Source organism: Ruegeria sp. BE1, assembly GCF_056538885.1.
The window spans coordinates 444411-459481 of record NZ_JBQFTY010000001.1 but is presented as its reverse complement, the minus strand read 5'-3'; the positions used below and the strand labels follow the sequence as shown (position 1 = coordinate 459481).

At 60.4% G+C, this 15071-nt stretch carries 15 protein-coding genes; 6 read left to right on the top strand and 9 right to left on the bottom strand.

The features are described 5' to 3' along the window. Position 1: 1 nt before the first annotated feature. Positions 2-1663 carry an FAD-binding dehydrogenase gene (locus ACR0J5_RS02290; protein WP_480650233.1) on the top strand — a complete coding sequence of 554 codons (1662 nt, stop codon included), beginning with the start codon at positions 2-4 and terminating at the stop codon, positions 1661-1663. Here the strand turns inward: ACR0J5_RS02290 and ACR0J5_RS02285 are convergent. From ACR0J5_RS02285 to ACR0J5_RS02275, 3 genes are all read right to left on the bottom strand, one after another. Beyond that, positions 1660-2406: a YbaY family lipoprotein gene (locus ACR0J5_RS02285; RefSeq protein ID WP_480650232.1), complete on the bottom strand. Its 747-nt coding sequence runs from the start codon at positions 2404-2406 to the stop codon at positions 1660-1662. The two genes, ACR0J5_RS02290 and ACR0J5_RS02285, sit on opposite strands and share 4 nt — an antisense overlap. 96 nt (positions 2407-2502) lie before the next feature. Beyond that, positions 2503-4281, bottom strand: coding sequence for an SLC13 family permease (locus ACR0J5_RS02280; protein ID WP_480650231.1), 1779 nt, complete (start codon positions 4279-4281; stop codon positions 2503-2505). Between the two features lie 79 nt (positions 4282-4360). Next, positions 4361-5176: a TIGR00282 family metallophosphoesterase gene (locus tag ACR0J5_RS02275; protein WP_480650230.1), complete on the bottom strand. Its 816-nt coding sequence runs from the start codon at positions 5174-5176 to the stop codon at positions 4361-4363. An 88-nt stretch (positions 5177-5264) separates the two neighbouring features. Between ACR0J5_RS02275 and ACR0J5_RS02270 the strand changes: the two genes are divergently transcribed. Further along, positions 5265-5492: a putative hemolysin gene (locus ACR0J5_RS02270; RefSeq protein ID WP_480650229.1), complete on the top strand. Its 228-nt coding sequence runs from the start codon at positions 5265-5267 to the stop codon at positions 5490-5492. Positions 5493-5494: 2 nt separating this feature from the next. Here ACR0J5_RS02270 and ACR0J5_RS02265 read toward each other — a convergent pair whose 3' ends face one another. Continuing rightward, positions 5495-6052 carry a 5-formyltetrahydrofolate cyclo-ligase gene (locus ACR0J5_RS02265; RefSeq protein WP_480650228.1) on the bottom strand — a complete coding sequence of 186 codons (558 nt, stop codon included), beginning with the start codon at positions 6050-6052 and terminating at the stop codon, positions 5495-5497. Continuing rightward, positions 6049-7443 (bottom strand): magnesium transporter, encoded by a 1395-nt coding sequence (mgtE, locus tag ACR0J5_RS02260; RefSeq protein ID WP_480651421.1) that lies wholly within the window; start codon positions 7441-7443, stop codon positions 6049-6051. The genes ACR0J5_RS02265 and mgtE overlap by 4 nt, the downstream gene beginning before the upstream one ends. Before the next feature lie 140 nt (positions 7444-7583). On the opposite strand from mgtE, the gene guaD reads away from it, so the two are divergent. Next, complete coding sequence (gene guaD / locus ACR0J5_RS02255) at positions 7584-8873, top strand: guanine deaminase (RefSeq protein ID WP_480650227.1); 1290 nt, start codon at positions 7584-7586, stop codon at positions 8871-8873. Here guaD and ACR0J5_RS02250 read toward each other — a convergent pair. The 3 genes from ACR0J5_RS02250 to ACR0J5_RS02240 form a co-directional block, all read right to left on the bottom strand. Next, complete coding sequence (locus ACR0J5_RS02250; RefSeq protein WP_480650226.1) at positions 8870-10204, bottom strand: 8-oxoguanine deaminase; 1335 nt, start codon at positions 10202-10204, stop codon at positions 8870-8872. The two genes, guaD and ACR0J5_RS02250, sit on opposite strands and share 4 nt — an antisense overlap. Positions 10205-10319: 115 nt before the next feature. After that, entirely contained in the window at positions 10320-11111 is a 792-nt protein-coding gene (gene hisN / locus ACR0J5_RS02245; RefSeq protein WP_480650225.1) for a histidinol-phosphatase, read from the bottom strand. Between the two features lie 45 nt (positions 11112-11156). Then, positions 11157-11528, bottom strand: coding sequence for a helix-turn-helix domain-containing protein (locus tag ACR0J5_RS02240; RefSeq protein ID WP_058280151.1), 372 nt, complete (start codon positions 11526-11528; stop codon positions 11157-11159). 313 nt (positions 11529-11841) lie between these two features. On the opposite strand from ACR0J5_RS02240, the gene ACR0J5_RS02235 reads away from it, so the two are divergent. Next, positions 11842-12798 (top strand): NADPH:quinone oxidoreductase family protein, encoded by a 957-nt coding sequence (locus ACR0J5_RS02235; protein ID WP_480650224.1) that lies wholly within the window; start codon positions 11842-11844, stop codon positions 12796-12798. On the opposite strand, the gene ACR0J5_RS02230 is transcribed toward ACR0J5_RS02235, so the two are convergent. After that, entirely contained in the window at positions 12795-13676 is an 882-nt protein-coding gene (locus ACR0J5_RS02230) for a LysR family transcriptional regulator (protein WP_480650223.1), read from the bottom strand. The two genes, ACR0J5_RS02235 and ACR0J5_RS02230, sit on opposite strands and share 4 nt — an antisense overlap. Before the next feature lie 127 nt (positions 13677-13803). Between ACR0J5_RS02230 and ACR0J5_RS02225 the strand changes: the two genes are divergently transcribed. Together ACR0J5_RS02225 and ACR0J5_RS02220 are read left to right on the top strand one after the other, a co-directional pair. Continuing rightward, positions 13804-14013 (top strand): DUF1127 domain-containing protein, encoded by a 210-nt coding sequence (locus ACR0J5_RS02225; protein ID WP_480650222.1) that lies wholly within the window; start codon positions 13804-13806, stop codon positions 14011-14013. 181 nt (positions 14014-14194) lie between these two features. Then, the gene (locus tag ACR0J5_RS02220; protein WP_480650221.1) at positions 14195-14974 is read left to right on the top strand and encodes a Bax inhibitor-1/YccA family protein; all 780 of its coding nucleotides are present in this window, start codon (positions 14195-14197) and stop codon (positions 14972-14974) included. Positions 14975-15071: the final 97 nt, after the last annotated feature.

Below are 15071 nucleotides of genomic sequence, written 5' to 3'. Positions count from 1 at the left end.
CATGACCAAGAACTCTGCTGATGCAATTGTCGTGGGCGCCGGGCTGGCTGGGCTGGCCGCTGCTGCCGAGTTGGGGGATCGCGGCAAGAAGGTAATCGTTCTGGATCAGGAGCCCGAGCATTTCCTGGGCGGCCAAGCGTTCTGGAGCCTTGGCGGGCTATTCATGGTCGACACACCGGAACAGCGGCGCATGGGGATCAGGGACAGCCACGAACTGGCCCTGCGCGACTGGATGGGCAGCGCGCAGTTCGACCGTGCCGAGGACGCATGGCCGCGCAAATGGGCCGAAGCCTATGTCGAATTCGCCGCCGGAGAGATGCGTCCGTGGCTTTACGACATGGGCCTGCGCTGGTTTCCCATTGTCGGCTGGGCCGAACGCGGCGGTTCTTATGCGGATGGGCACGGCAATTCGGTTCCCCGGTTTCACATCACTTGGGGCACCGGGCCCGGTGTGCTGAAGAACTTTGTCCGCCGTGTGCGCGAACATGTGGACGCCGGGTTGATCGAGCTGAAATTCCGCCATCAGGTCAGCCACATCATCATGCAGAACGGCTGCGCCAAAGGTGTCTCGGGCGAGGTTCTGGCCGACGACACAGCCCAGCACGGTGCAAAAACCAACCGCGATGAGGTGGGTGAGTTCGAGGTTTATGCGCCCTCGGTTATCGTGACCTCGGGCGGGATTGGCGGCAATTTCGAGATGGTGCGCAAGAACTGGCCGCGCGACCGGCTGGGTGAGCCACCAAAAGATATGGTTGCAGGCGTGCCCTTTCACGTCGATGGCCGCATGATTGGGATCAGCGAAAAAGCGGGCGGTCACGTGATCAATGGCGATCGGATGTGGCATTACACCGAGGGCGTGCGCAACTGGAACCCGATCTGGCCGTCGCATGGTATCCGCATCCTGCCTGGGCCCAGTTCAATGTGGTTCGATGCGCGCGGCAACCGTCTGAAACCGCCCTGCCTGCCGGGGTTCGACACGCTGGGCACGCTGAAGGAAATCCTGAAAACCGGCTATGAATACAGCTGGTTCGTGCTGACCCAGAAGGTCATCAAAAAGGAATTCGCGCTGTCCGGCTCGGAGCAGAACCCCGACATGACGGATGGTGGCTGGAAAGAGGTGCTGTTGCAGCGCATCCTGACCGGATCAAAGGCCACCGCCCCGGTCGAGGCGTTCAAACAGCATGGCGAGGATTTCATCGTCGCGAACACCCTGACCGAACTGGTCAGCGGCATGAACCAGCTGGGCGGCGGCCTGATTGATGAGGCCCATCTGCGCGCCCAGATCGAGGCGCGGGACAGTCAGGTCGACAACCCCTTTACCAAGGACGCGCAGATGGCGGCCATTCTGGCGGCCCGCAACTATCGCGGGGACAGGCTGATCCGCACCGCCAAGCCGCACAAGTTCCTGGATCGGGCCAATGGCCCTCTGATCGCGGTCAAACTGCACGTGCTGACGCGCAAGACGCTGGGCGGGCTGCAAACCAATCTGGACAGCCAGATGATCGGCGCAGACGGTCAGGTCGTTCCCGGCTTGTTCGCAGCCGGAGAGGTCGCCGGGTTCGGCGGCGGCGGCTATCACGGCTACAACGCGCTCGAAGGGTCATTCCTGGGCGGCTGCATCTTTTCGGGCCGCAACGCCGGACGGTCGCGCGCTGTGGCCTAGGGCGTGCGAATGAACTTGAGAACCGGCTCGCCCGCAGCATCCAGCAGCACAAGGCTGTCACCGGCCAACGCATAGGTGGTCACACCTTGCAAGGCGGCAAAGAACTGATCCTCGACCGCCTCAAGATCGGGCGGACAGGCCATCAGCGTGGCGGCCATGTTGTCAGGGAATTCCAGCGTGTCACCGGACAGGTCAGCCTGACCGGAAAACCGGTTGCACCCGCCCGTGCCGCTGAACGCGCCGCCCAGAGCAAAGTCCAGCTGCGGCGGGCGTTCGGTATTCAGCACGTCTCCGTCGATGCCAATCGCGGTCCAGTTTGAATTCTCAAGCGTGGCCGAGCCCTGCCCGCTGACCTGCACCAGAACAAGGTCCGTTGTATCCCCGGCCCCGTTGGTCAGAACGGGATGGACGGTGTCGGTTGTGAACAGCAACTGCCCGTCGCGGTAAATCGCGCCGCGCACCGCATAGGTCATGCCTTCGCGGATCAGCGCGTCATCAAAGCTCAGCTCGAACTGCGCCGGGACACCGGTCAGCGCATAGCGTTGCGCGGCCAGGGTAACCGCCGGTGCATCGGCCAGAGAGATATCCTGCAGCTCAACAAACAGCGTGGCATCTTGCGGCACAGCGATCCGTTCGCGATAGGTGGCGGTTCCGGTCACCGTACCCGCATGGCCTTGGCCACCGATAATGGTCAGCATGACAGCAATCGCCACGATAGCCTGCCCGAGTTTTGGAAAAGGCATGATCCGATCCTTTCACATTCGTCTTGGATAAAAAGATCGTGGCTGGTTCTTCGTTTACAAGGGTTGCGCCCAAGGATCGGCGAATCCGTGCCCGCGTTACAACGGCCAGATCAGCGGAATCAGCAGTGACGCCAGCAATCCAACCGTCAGGTTCAGCGGCACACCGACCTTCAGGAAATCCGTGAACCGATAACCCCCCGGCCCATAGACCATCATATTGGTCTGATACCCGATCGGTGTCGCGAATGACGCCGAGGCCGCCACCATCACGGCCACAACCAGCGGGCGCGGATCGATCCCAACTGCCTGTGCCAGACCAATGGCAATCGGCGTCACCACCACGGCCACCGCGTTGTTCGACACCAATTCGGTTAGTACCGACGTCAGCAAGTACACGGCCCAGATAATCAGGAACGGCGGCAAAACGCTCAGCCCCGGTGCGACGGCCTCAACGATCAGCGAAACGGCCCCGGATTTGTCCAGCGCCGCCCCGATGGCCAGCATGGCAAAGATCAGCGCCAGCAGGCGCCCCTCGACAAAGGAAAACGCCTCATCCGCATCGATACAGCCGGTCAGCAACACCACAGCGACGGCAACAACAGACAGCAGCAGGATGGGCGCCACGCCCAGCGCCGCCAGCACAACGATTCCGGTCAGGGCCCCGATTGCGATGGGCGCATGGCTGCGGCGGAACGCACGGGCCGAGGGCTGGGTGACATCCACCATATCCATGTCTGCGGCCAGTCTCTGAATGTCCGCAGGAGACCCTTCAAGCAGCAGGGTATCGCCCACCCGCACCACCAGATCATCCAGTTGCCGCCCGATATTCTGGTTCCGCCGATGCACCGCCAGCACATAGACACCATAGCGGCGGCGCAACCGCAGCGTGCCAAGCGTTCTGCCGACCATGCGGCAACCGGGGGTGATCAGCACCTCGACCGTCTTGGTCTCAACCGCCGAAACCTGATCGACGCGTTTGAGTTCCTTGTTGCTTTGCAGGCTCAGCAACTCCGTCATCTCGGTTCGCAGAACCACGCGATCGCCCAGCTTCAGCTCAACCCCTTTGAGGTTGCGGCGCAGCGACTCGTCACCGCGAATGACGTCGATCAGACGTACACCGGGGCGTTTGAACAGCTGAACGCCTGTCACCTCGCGCCCAATCAAATTGCTTTCGGGGGGAATGACCGCCTCGGTAAAGAATTTCATCTTGGACCGGTCTGAAAGCAACGAGGCCATGCTGTCGCGATCCGGCAAAAGGCGCGGCGCGATGAATCGCAGATAAACCATCCCATAGATCACCACTGCGATACCCAGCGGCGTGACCTCAAAAATCGTGAAGGGTGCCATCCCCTGAGATCGCGCAACACCATCAACCAAAAGGTTTGTCGATGTGCCGATCAGGGTCAGTGTTCCGCCCAGAATCGCGGCGTAGCTGAGCGGGATCAAAAGTTTGGACGCCGGAACATTCAGCGTGCGCGCGATCTGGACAAAGACCGGGATCATCACAACCACAACCGGTGTGTTGGACACCACGGCCGAGGCGAGCACAACAAACCCCATCAACAGGCCAATCGCGATACGCGGGTTCACCTGCGCCTGCTTTTGCGCGGTCGAGGTAAACGCATCCAGCGCCCCTGTCCGCACGAGGGCACCCATGATGATGAACATCGCGGCAATCGTCCAGGGCGCGGGGTTCGACAATACCGCCAGCGCGCTTTGATAGGGCAGGATACCGGTCACCAGCATCACGGCGACACCGCCAATGGCCACAACCTCGGTCGGATAAACCTCGCGCAGGAACATGATGAACATGCCCGCGACCACCAAGAGCGCCAGTATCGCGCTACCCGTTTCTGAAAGTTGTAGGAATTGCATTCTTGGGTTGTGTCCGAACCTTGACCTGAGCTGCGCGCCCGTCAGGCAGTTTCTCGCATTGCGCAGGTCAGGGCAAGCTTTACTGAGGCCCCGCCTGCTGTAACCGCCCGCCAACGCGCACCATCTGCACGGATTTGGCCTGCCCGTCACGATCATCGGTTTCGACGAACACGCCGCTTAGCGTTGCTTCGCCGTTGGCGGGGGTAAACCGCGCCTTGGGCATTCCGGTGATGAACCGGCGCATCGGTTCCACCTTGTCCATGCCGATTACCGAATCATAGTCGCCGCACATCCCCGCGTCGGACAGGTATGCCGTCCCGCCTGGAAGAATCTGCGCATCCGCCGTCGGCACATGGGTATGCGTACCCACCACAAGGCTGGCGCGTTTGTCGCAATAATGGCCCATGGCCATCTTCTCGGACGTCGCCTCGCAATGCATATCCACGATGATCGCCTGTGCCTGCCCACCGCGCGGGTGGGATTTCAGGATCGGCTCGATCGAGGAAAACGGGTCGTCAAAAGGCCGTTTCATAAAGACCTGACCCAGCACCTGCACCACCAGAACCTTGCGCCCACCCGGCGCGGTATACAGGCGGTGCCCCCGCCCCGGTGCGCCCTTGGCGAAATTCACCGGCCGCACGATGCGCGGCTCATTCTCGATGAATTGCAGCATGTCCTTCTGGTCGAACGCATGATCGCCCAACGTCAGGCAATCGGCCCCTGCATTCAGCAGCAGCTTGGCGTGATCGCCGGTCAGCCCCATCCCGTTCGAGGCGTTCTCGCCATTGACCACAACGAAATCCAGCCGCCATTCATCGCGCAGGCGCGGCAGATGCTGCTGAATGGCCGTGCGTCCCGCGCGGCCCATGACGTCACCCAGAAACAGTATCCTCATCCGAACTGTCCTAAGTGTGGCGTCTGCCAAGCACAAGTGGTTAAACTGCCGCCATAATCCATGAAAACACTTTGGACAGGAGAGTTTGATGACCCGCTACTTCATTCCCGCCGCCCTGTTGGCCCCGCTTGCCGCCTGCGATCAGCCCGCAGATGACACGGTCGGACTTGCCAACCCCGCCGCCACCTTCTGCGTTGAAAAGGGCGGCACTTACGACATCGTTGATGGTGCTGACGGGCAAACCGGAACCTGCACCCTGCCTGACGGATCGACACAGGATGCGTGGGACTATTTCCGTGCCGAGAATATGGGCTGAGCCTAAAAGCTCAGCACTCTGCTTTCCGTGATCACCATGTCCAGAGGCTGGTCTGTGGGTTCCAGCGGCAGCCCTTCGGCTTCTTGCGCGTCAAAGGCAAAGCCGATGGCCAGGGTCGGGCGTTTGGCGCGCAGCCCTTCCAGCGTGCGGTCATAGAAACCGCCGCCATAACCCAGCCGTCCGCCCTGCGCATCAAAGGCCACAAGTGGAACGATTAGGATTTCGGGGTCGAAATAGTCATCGATCTCGGGCACTTTGGCCCCGAACGGGCCGTCTTTCAGCACCCCTTCGGGTGTCCAGCGTGAAAACTTCAGCGGTTGCGCAGCGGCCTGAATCACCGGTACACCGACCGGGCCATAGGCCGCGGCCTCGGCCATGGCGGGCAGCGGATCGATCTCGGTCCGAATGGGCATATAGCCTGATATCGGCACACCCCGGTGCCCGGCCAAAACTTCGGACAATCGCCCGGCAGCACCCGGCAGGCGCGCGTCAAACGCGGCCTTGCGGCGCGCAAATGCTGCCTTGCGCGCGGCGGCTTTCACTTCGGTCAGATCGGTCACAATAGCACCACGCTGGCAAGTCCAAGAAACAGGAAGAACCCCATGACATCCGTTGTCGTTGTCACAAAGGTGCCGGACGCAAGTGCCGGGTCTGCGCCCAGTCGGTCCAGCACCACAGGTACTACCGTACCGACAAAGCCTGCGATGATCATGTTCACGACCAAGGCGGCCCCGATCACGACACCCAGCAGCGGAGAATCGAACCAGAGCATGCCGACAGTGCCCAACACGATGGCGAAACACAGCCCGTTGAGCATCCCCACCAGCAATTCCCGCCGGATCACCCGCATCACGTTAGACCCGGTCAGGTCGCGCGTCGCCAGCGCCCGCACTGCCACCGTCAGCGACTGCGTCCCGGCATTGCCGCCCATCGACGCCACAATCGGCATCAGGATCGCCAACGCCACCAGCTGATCGATCGCCGCCTCAAACTGTGAAATCACCAGCGAGGCACAGATGGCTGTACACAGGTTCACTGCCAGCCACGGCAGACGCCGTCGGCTGGTTGCCGCCACGCTATCCGAGATCGAGCTTTCGTCGCTCACACCTGCAAGTCGCAGGATATCTTCTTCGTGTTCTTCATCCAGAACGACCATCGCATCGTCGATGGTGATGACACCGACCAACCGTCCATCGTCATCCACCACCGGAGACGAGATCAGGTGATACTGGTTGAATGCGTAGGCGACATCCTCTTCGTCCTGATCGACGGGGATGGTGTGAAATTCTTCTTCGGTGATGTCGTGCAAAGGTACGTTGCGCCGTGCCGCCATCAGCTTGCCCAAAGTCACCTGCGCCACAGGCTTCAGCCGCGGATCAACCAGCACCACATGATAGAATTGTTCCGGCAGATCATCATTGGCGCGCATGAAATCGATGGCCTGGCCCACCGACCAATGGTCGGGCGCCATGACGACCTCGCGCTGCATAAGACGACCGGCCGAGTTTTCCGGGTAGGACAGCGCCTGTTCGGCCGCGACACGCTCGGAATCCTCCAGCGCGTCCAGAATGGCCTCTTGCTGCGGCTCTTCGAGGTCTTCCAGAAGGTCAACAACATCGTCGCTTTCCATGTCGCGCACGGCCTCGGCCAGCACGTCTGGTTTCAGGATGTCGATGATCTCTTCGCGGACGGCCTCATCAAGTTCCGACAGGATGTCGCCGTCAAATTCCTTGTCATACAGGCGGATCAGCCGCGCCCGGTCATAGGGGTTGATCTGTTCCAGAAGGTCAGCGATGTCCGCCGGGTGCAACGGTTCCATCAACTCGACCAGCTTGTCGCGGTCATCCACATCGACCGCATACAAAATCGCCGCTACCGTCCGGCGATCCAGCGCATAGGCATCGTCATCGCTGGCGGGTTCAGTTACGGGTTCATCAAAGCCTGTGGTCATGTCTGCCCCCGTTTCTTCGGTCATTGACCCCTAATTAGAAGAAGCAGCTACCGGAAAACAATGACAATGCGGCGATTTACCGACAAGTTTCCCCCGCTTATGCTGTTTCCCGATCCCAATACAGGCGGAGATGACACATAATGGCGCAAAAAACGCTGCTGAAAGGCCGTGTCCTGAGCTTTACCGGCTCTCCCTTTGACGGTGAACCGACCGATGCCGTCAAAATCAGCGAGGCCGTTCTGATCGAGGATGGCCGCATTTCCGCCGTGGCGGATGCGGGTTCCTTGCGCGTTGCTCATCCCGATGCGGTTGTCGTGGATCACGGTCAGCACGTGATCATGGCCGGTTTCGTGGATGCCCATGTGCATTATCCGCAGACCGCGATGATCGCCAGCTGGGGAAAACGTCTGATCGACTGGCTGAACACCTATACCTTCCCCGAAGAGATGAAGTTCGGCGATCCGGCTTATGCCGCCGAGATCGCCAACCGGTATCTGGATCTGACGGCGGCGCACGGCACGACGACCATGTGCAGCTTTTGCACCATCCACCCCGAAAGCGTCGATGCCTTCTTTGCCGCCGCGCAGTCCCGCAATCAGCGTGTGGTCGCCGGCAAAACCTGTATGGACCGCAACGCACCCGACGGGCTGCGCGACACCGCGCAAACGGCCTATGACCAATCCGAAGCCTTGCTGGAGAAGTGGCACGGCATCGACCGGCTGTCCTATGCGATCACGCCGCGCTTTTCGCCCACCTCGACCCCCGAGCAGCTTGAGGCGATGGGCGCGCTCTGGGCCGAACATCCGCATTGCCTGATGCAGACCCATCTGAGCGAACAGACCGACGAGATAACCTGGGTCCGCGAGTTGTTCCCCGAGGCGCGGGATTATCTGGATACCTATGAGAAATTCGGCCTGCTGGGCTCTCATGGCGTTTACGGTCACGTCATCCATCTGGAATCACGAGAGCGGGACCGCCTGCGCGAGGTAGATGCCTCGCTGATCCACTGCCCGACCTCGAACACCTTTATCGGGTCGGGCCTGTTTGACATGGACGGGCTGCTGCGCGACGGCCATCGCGTCGGGCTGGCGACGGATACCGGCGGCGGCTCCAGTTTCTCAATGCTGCACACGATGGCCTCGGCCTATGAGATCGGCCAGCTACGCGGATCGCCCCTGCATGCCGCACAGCTGTTGTGGCTGGGCACAGTAGGATCGGCGCGTTCTTTGCGGCTGGATGACAGCATCGGCAATGTCGCACCGGGGATGGAGGCGGATCTGGTCGTGCTCGACCTTGCCTCAACCCCCGCAATCGCTCAGCGCGAAGCCTGCGCGGACGACCTTTGGGAGGCGATTTTCCCAACCATCATGATGGGCGACGACCGGGCCATCGCCGAGGTCTGGATCAGCGGCCAGCGCGTCACGACCTAAGCCTGCAACGCGCGCGCCAACTGGTTTTGACGCTCGATCACGCGTGGCATGTCCAGGGTCGTGACATGCCCGCCGCGCACGACCTGTCGGCCTTCGACAAACAAGTGTTTTACTTTCATCGGCCCCGCCAGCAACAACGCGGCAGGATCCCAGCTGCCTGCACTTTCGATGCAGCGCGCATCCCAAATGGCAATGTCTGCGCGTTTCCCGGCCGCGAGTCGTCCACAATCGGGGCGGTTCAGCACATCCGCGCCGCCCCTTGTCGCAATCTCCAGCGCCTCGCGGGACGACATCGCATCGGCCCCCTTTGCCACCCGTTGCAGCAACATGGCTTGCCGCGCCTCAAGCATCAGGCTGCCATTGTCGTTACTGGCCGAGCCATCCGCGCCCAGCCCGACCGGTACGCCATGATCGCGCATGGCACGCACCGGAGCTATCCCTGACCCCAAACGGCAATTGGAACAGGGACAATGCGCAACCCCGGTTTGGGTTCTGGCAAACAGATCGATCTCGGCCCCGTCCAACTTGACGCAATGCGCATGCCAGACATCGGGGCCGGTCCAGCCCAGTTCCTCGGCATATTGGCCGGGGCGGCAGCCGAACTGGGCCTGCGAATAGGCGATGTCTTCGTCATTCTCGGCCAGATGGGTGTGCAGCATCACCCCCTTGTCCCGCGCCAGTACCGCCGCGTCGCGCATCAGGTCGCGGCTGACAGAGAAGGGCGAACAGGGTGCCAGCCCGACCCGGCACATCGCGCCCTCAGACGGGTCGTGGAACGCATCCACCACGCGGATCATATCGTCGAGAATCGCCTGTTCCCGCTCAACCAGCGCATCCGGTGGCAGGCCACCATCGCTTTCCCCGATGCTCATCGCACCGCGTGTGGGGTGAAAGCGCAGGCCGATCTCGGCCGCAGCGGCGATCGTTTCGTCCAACCGAGCGCCGTTTGGGTAGAGGTACAGATGGTCAGAGCTGAGCGTACAGCCCGACAACGCCAGTTCAGCCAGCCCGATCTGGGCCGAGACGAACATCTCCTCAGGCCCGAACCGGGACCAAATGGGATAGAGCGTTTTCAGCCATCCGAACAGCAGCGCATCCTGTCCACCCGGCACCGCACGGGTCAGCGTCTGGTACAGGTGATGATGGGTGTTCACCAATCCCGGCGTCACGACACACCCGACGGCGTCGTGAATGTCGCCCGAAGTCTTTAGCCCCTGACCGATCTGTATAATCTGGCCACCTCGGATCAGTATATCTGCCCCCGACAACTCGCGCCGGTCGTCATCCATCGTCAGGATGGTGTCTGCATTCTTGATCAGGATTTCGGTCATTCTGCCCCCTTGCAATACACCCGTTTCGTGCAAGAAGAGCATGGGCTGGCGGAAAACGGGCACAAGAACCAGCCGGGCCGTTTTTACCCGACCGGTCCGGACCCGACAAGCCGTTTCAGTGTTGCGACAATAGTGCCAGCGCCGCCGCGTGGAGGTCTTTGTTCGCCGCAGCCAGAACGCGCCCGCCTTCATGCGCGTGGCCGCCCTGCCAATCGGTGACGATACCACCCGCCGCCTCGATCACCGCAATCGGGGCCTGAACGTCATAGGCGTTCAACCCCGCCTCAATGACCAGATCGACCTGCCCTGCCGCCAACAGCGCATAGGCATAACAATCCATACCATAGCGCGTCAGTTTCACGTGCTGAGCCACGGATTGAAATCCGGCGCGTTCTTCGACGGTGCCAACTTCGGGGAATGTGGTGAACAGAATTGCCTGGTTCAGATCGGGTGTCGCGCGGGTCTGCAATCGTGCCGTGCCAGTTGGGCCGGTCATCTGAGCAATATCCGCCGACCCCACGAACCGCTCGCCTATATAAGGCTGGTCGATCACCCCCATGATCGGGCCGTCCTGCGTGCTGAGTGCGATCAGAACGCCCCATGTCGGCGTACCGCTGATGAAGCCGCGGGTGCCGTCTATGGGGTCCAGCACCCAGGTCCGGCCGCTGCTGCCCTGCACCTGACCGAATTCTTCGCCAAAAATACCGTCATCAGGGCGGTGTTTGGCCAAAACTGCCCGCATTGCCTGTTCGGCATTGCGGTCCGCAACCGTCACAGGGTCAAACCCTTGTGACAGCTTGTTGTCTGTTTCCAGGTTGGCTTGACGGAACAACGGCAAAATAGCCGCACGCGCTGCGTCGGCCATTTCATTCGCTACATCCAGATCGCTTATCGGTGTCTCTTGCATGCGCTACCCGTGCGGTCCGCGCGTGTCAGAGTCAACCCCGTTCGCTCAGGCGACGTCGCTGAGGACCCGAGCCAGTTCAAACAGGCGGCGGCGCTGGTTTTCCGGAATGGCATAGTAGGAACGGACAAGGTCCAAAGCCTCTTTATCGCCCATCAGGTCAGCTGGCACCGATTTCTTGCCAGTTGCTTCCTTCTCGGCCTCCTCCAGACCTTCGAAGAAAAAGCTGACAGGAACGTCCAATGCTTCGGCGATGTCCCAAAGGCGGGATGCGCTGATACGATTGGCACCTGTTTCATACTTCTGGATTTGTTGAAACTTGATACCTACCTGCTGCGCCAACTGCTGTTGGGTCATTCCAATCAGCCAGCGGCGATGCCGGACGCGCTTGCCCACATGGACATCGACGTGATGAGTCATCCGAATTCTCCTCTACTACACACAACCAATTCGGGTGTGCGACATGCCTTACTACCGCAACACTAGCGAGCCGCCCTTAATCACTCCCTAATCAGGAAGGCATCCCCAAATCAGCACCTGATCTAATATTGCGCTTTTTCAGCATTTTTTCAAGAAGGTTGAATCGGTTCTAAAGTGCAGTGGATTAAGGTTGTATCGCACTATGCCTGCACACGTCTTTTTGCGGTCATGCCGACCGCCGGGTTCTGCAGGGTCACAGATTGACATTCCAAGGGCGACACGGACCAATGCGCCAAACCACAGGAGCGCATTCATGCTGGCCTATAGAATTGAAACACAGGGAGCAGCCGCCCGGCTTTGCGAGATAGATACACCCACGCCCGGCCAAGGACAGATTCGGGTTGCTATCAAGGCATGCGGGCTGAATTTTGCAGACCTGTTGATGCAAAAAGGCACGTATCAGGATACCCCACCTGCCCCGTTTACGCAGGGAATGGAAATCGCCGGTGTGATCGACGCCCTGGGGCCAGATGTTGCGCATCTGAAGGTCGGAGACAGAATCGCAGTCTATTCCGGTCAAGGTGGTTTGGCCGAGTTCGGCGTTTTTGACGCCGACCGGGCGATTCCCCTGCCTGACTCCACCAGTTTTGAGGATGCCGCCGCCATCCAGATTGCCTATGGCACCAGCCATCTTGCGCTTGATCACCGCGCGCGGCTGCAACCCGGTGAAACGCTGCTGGTGACCGGAGCCGCCGGTGGTGTGGGCCTGACGGCGGTTGAGATTGGCAAGCTGATGGGCGCGACCGTCATCGCGCAGGCCCGCGGGGTGGATAAGCTGGCCGTTGCCCGCGCCGCCGGTGCGGATCATCTGATCGACGCATCCGAGGACCTGCGCGCGCGTGTGAAAGAGCTTGGCGGCGCAGATGTCGTGTACGATGCCATCGGAGGAGAGGTCTTCAAAGCCGCCTTTCGCGCCACCAACCCCGAAGGCCGTTTGCTGCCCATCGGTTTTGCGGGCGGCGAGGTGCCGCAGATCCCGGCCAACCATCTTCTGGTCAAGAACCTGACGGTGATCGGCTTTTACATCGGGGGATACCTGACCTTCCGGCCCGAGATCGTGCGAAACAGCTTTGAGACGCTGTTCCGCTGGCACTCAGAGGGGCGGATCAAGCCGCATATCAGCCACGTGCTGCCCCTGACCGAAGCAGAGGCGGGCCTGCAACTGCTGCGCGACCGCAGCGCGACCGGCAAGGTCGTGATCACGCCTTAACCAACAACGGCTTTCAGCGGCGCACTGCCCAGCATGCGGAAATTCTGGCGCACCAGATCGGCCAAAGCCTCGACCACCGGGCCACGCCCTGTTTCACCGCCATAGAGGTTGATCATATGGGCCGGTAGCATGGGCAGCACCCCTCCATCGTCAATCTGAACCAAATGTGCCGCTTCGGTCCCGTCCAGCATGGCATGGATGGCCAGATCGGCAGACACGGTGGCCTCAATCGTGCGATCATTTTCGGTTTCGACCGACAACTCCCAAGGCAGCCCGGCCTCATCCAACGCAGCTATTATCTGCGGGCGGAACATGCAGCGACGCCCGACGGCAAGGGGAATCGGGCGCTTGCGCCACGCCGAACCACCCGGCGCTCCGATCCAGCGCAGCGGCAGTTCGGCAACCGTTTCAGCACCATCGCTCGCGCTTGCTTCGGTCGTCAGGATCAGGTCACATTCGCCCTTCTTGAACATATCCTTCAATTGCAATGAATAAGACGACACCAATTGCACCCGCACGCGCGGGAAATCCGCGTTGAACCGCTGCAGTACGCGCGGAATGGCCGGATAGACGATGTCATGCGGAACACCCAGAACAACCTCACCCTCGAACGCCTGATCGGTGAGTTTCGAGATCACCTCATCATTCAACGCGATCATACGGCGGGCATAGGCCAGCAACTGCTCACCCGAGGCTGTCAGCGCAATGGTCCGACCCGAACGATCCAGCAATTCCAGCCCCAGCAACTCTTCCAACCGTTTGAGCTGCATCGAAACGGCAGATTGCGTCAGGTGCAGGAACCCGGCGGCCCGGGTCACGCCACCCTGATCAGCCACCGCAACAAAGGATCGGAGTGTTGTAATGTCCAAATTTCGCATCTTCACGAATCCTTATGCATCACTTCAAAAACATTCATTTTTAAAATGTGTCATGATAGGGCATATAAATCAAGGAAATTGATGTGATCACCTCGATCCATCGGAAAACAGCAAAAGGACAAAAGATATGACCCAAATTGCTCTGCACAGACACCGCCCGCACCACCGCCGTTTTGGCCTGCGATTGCTGCTGGACGCCGTATCGCTCTATCGTCAACGTCGCGCCCTGGCCCGTTTGGACGCCCGCGCGCTGGAAGATATTGGAATCACCCGCGAAGAGGCCAAAGCCGAGGCTGCCCGCCCACTATGGGATGCGCCGGACTTCTGGCAAAAATGACTCTGATACTCATCTTATCTCCATGAATGGCGACCCGCTGCCGCAGGTCGCCATTTTTGTTGGCCGTTTTCACCGGAATTCAACGCTAAAGCCTTGAAACAGGCCGCGCAGTTGCCGATATTTGCGAGGAGCGAGGTCTGGTTCCCCAGGCCACAAAAGAATTACGTTAAGGGAGACCTGAATGGCACAATTTGACACGATCCGGACAACGTCCGGCGCGCGCGCGACCCAGATTGACGAGGGTCTTCGCGCACATATGAACAAAGTCTACGGCACAATGTCCGTGGGCATGCTGATCACTGCGCTTGCCGCATGGGCCATCGCGGGCCTTGCCGTCACAGCTGATCCCACCAATGCGGTGGCTCAGATCGGCGCTGATCGCTACCTGACCAGCCTGGGTGGCGCATTGTTCCTGTCGCCGCTGAAATGGGTAATCATGTTCGCGCCACTGGCCTTCCTGTTCTTTGGCTGGGGCGCTCTGATGCGCCGTGGCTCAGCAGCGGCTGTACAGCTGGGGTTCTTCATCTTTGCCGCCGTCATGGGCGTGTCGATGAGCTCGATCTTCATGATCTTCACCCCCTACTCGATCGCGCAAACCTTTATCGTGACCTCGATCGCCTTCGCTGGCCTCAGCCTGTATGGCTACACCACCAGGCGTAACCTGAGCGGCATGGGCACTTTCCTGATTATGGGTGTGATCGGCCTGCTGGTTGCAATGGTCATCAACCTGTTCCTGCAATCGCCGGCGATGATGTACGCCATCTCGGCCATTGGTATCCTGATCTTTGCCGGTCTGACCGCGTTCTACACGCAGGACATCAAGAACACCTATGTCGCGCACGCGATGCACGGTGATCAGGAATGGCTGGACAAAGCCGCCTTTGACGGCGCGCTGAGCCTGTACATCTCGTTCCTGAACATGTTCCAGTTCCTGCTGATGTTCATGGGGCAGCAAGAATAGCGCTGGCTACGAAAGCAAACGTTTCAAGGGCGGACCCGACGGTCCGCCCTTTTTCTTTCCACAATCACCCAACGCCACGACACAAAAAAGGCCCCAT

Bases quoted from the DNA above. Each gene is read 5' to 3' on its own strand.
- ACR0J5_RS02290 (WP_480650233.1), top strand. From the start codon at position 2: ATGACCAAGAACTCTGCTGATGCAATTGTCGTGGGCGCCGGGCTGGCT.
- ACR0J5_RS02285 (WP_480650232.1), bottom strand. From the start codon at position 2,406: ATGCCTTTTCCAAAACTCGGGCAGGCTATCGTGGCGATTGCTGTCATG.
- ACR0J5_RS02280 (WP_480650231.1), bottom strand. From the start codon at position 4,281: ATGCAATTCCTACAACTTTCAGAAACGGGTAGCGCGATACTGGCGCTC.
- ACR0J5_RS02275 (WP_480650230.1), bottom strand. From the start codon at position 5,176: ATGAGGATACTGTTTCTGGGTGACGTCATGGGCCGCGCGGGACGCACG.
- ACR0J5_RS02270 (WP_480650229.1), top strand. From the start codon at position 5,265: ATGACCCGCTACTTCATTCCCGCCGCCCTGTTGGCCCCGCTTGCCGCC.
- mgtE (WP_480651421.1), bottom strand. From the start codon at position 7,443: ATGACCACAGGCTTTGATGAACCCGTAACTGAACCCGCCAGCGATGAC.
- guaD (WP_480650227.1), top strand. From the start codon at position 7,584: ATGGCGCAAAAAACGCTGCTGAAAGGCCGTGTCCTGAGCTTTACCGGC.
- ACR0J5_RS02250 (WP_480650226.1), bottom strand. From the start codon at position 10,204: ATGACCGAAATCCTGATCAAGAATGCAGACACCATCCTGACGATGGAT.
- hisN (WP_480650225.1), bottom strand. From the start codon at position 11,111: ATGCAAGAGACACCGATAAGCGATCTGGATGTAGCGAATGAAATGGCC.
- ACR0J5_RS02240 (WP_058280151.1), bottom strand. From the start codon at position 11,528: ATGACTCATCACGTCGATGTCCATGTGGGCAAGCGCGTCCGGCATCGC.
- ACR0J5_RS02235 (WP_480650224.1), top strand. From the start codon at position 11,842: ATGCTGGCCTATAGAATTGAAACACAGGGAGCAGCCGCCCGGCTTTGC.
- ACR0J5_RS02230 (WP_480650223.1), bottom strand. From the start codon at position 13,676: ATGCGAAATTTGGACATTACAACACTCCGATCCTTTGTTGCGGTGGCT.
- ACR0J5_RS02225 (WP_480650222.1), top strand. From the start codon at position 13,804: ATGACCCAAATTGCTCTGCACAGACACCGCCCGCACCACCGCCGTTTT.
- ACR0J5_RS02220 (WP_480650221.1), top strand. From the start codon at position 14,195: ATGGCACAATTTGACACGATCCGGACAACGTCCGGCGCGCGCGCGACC.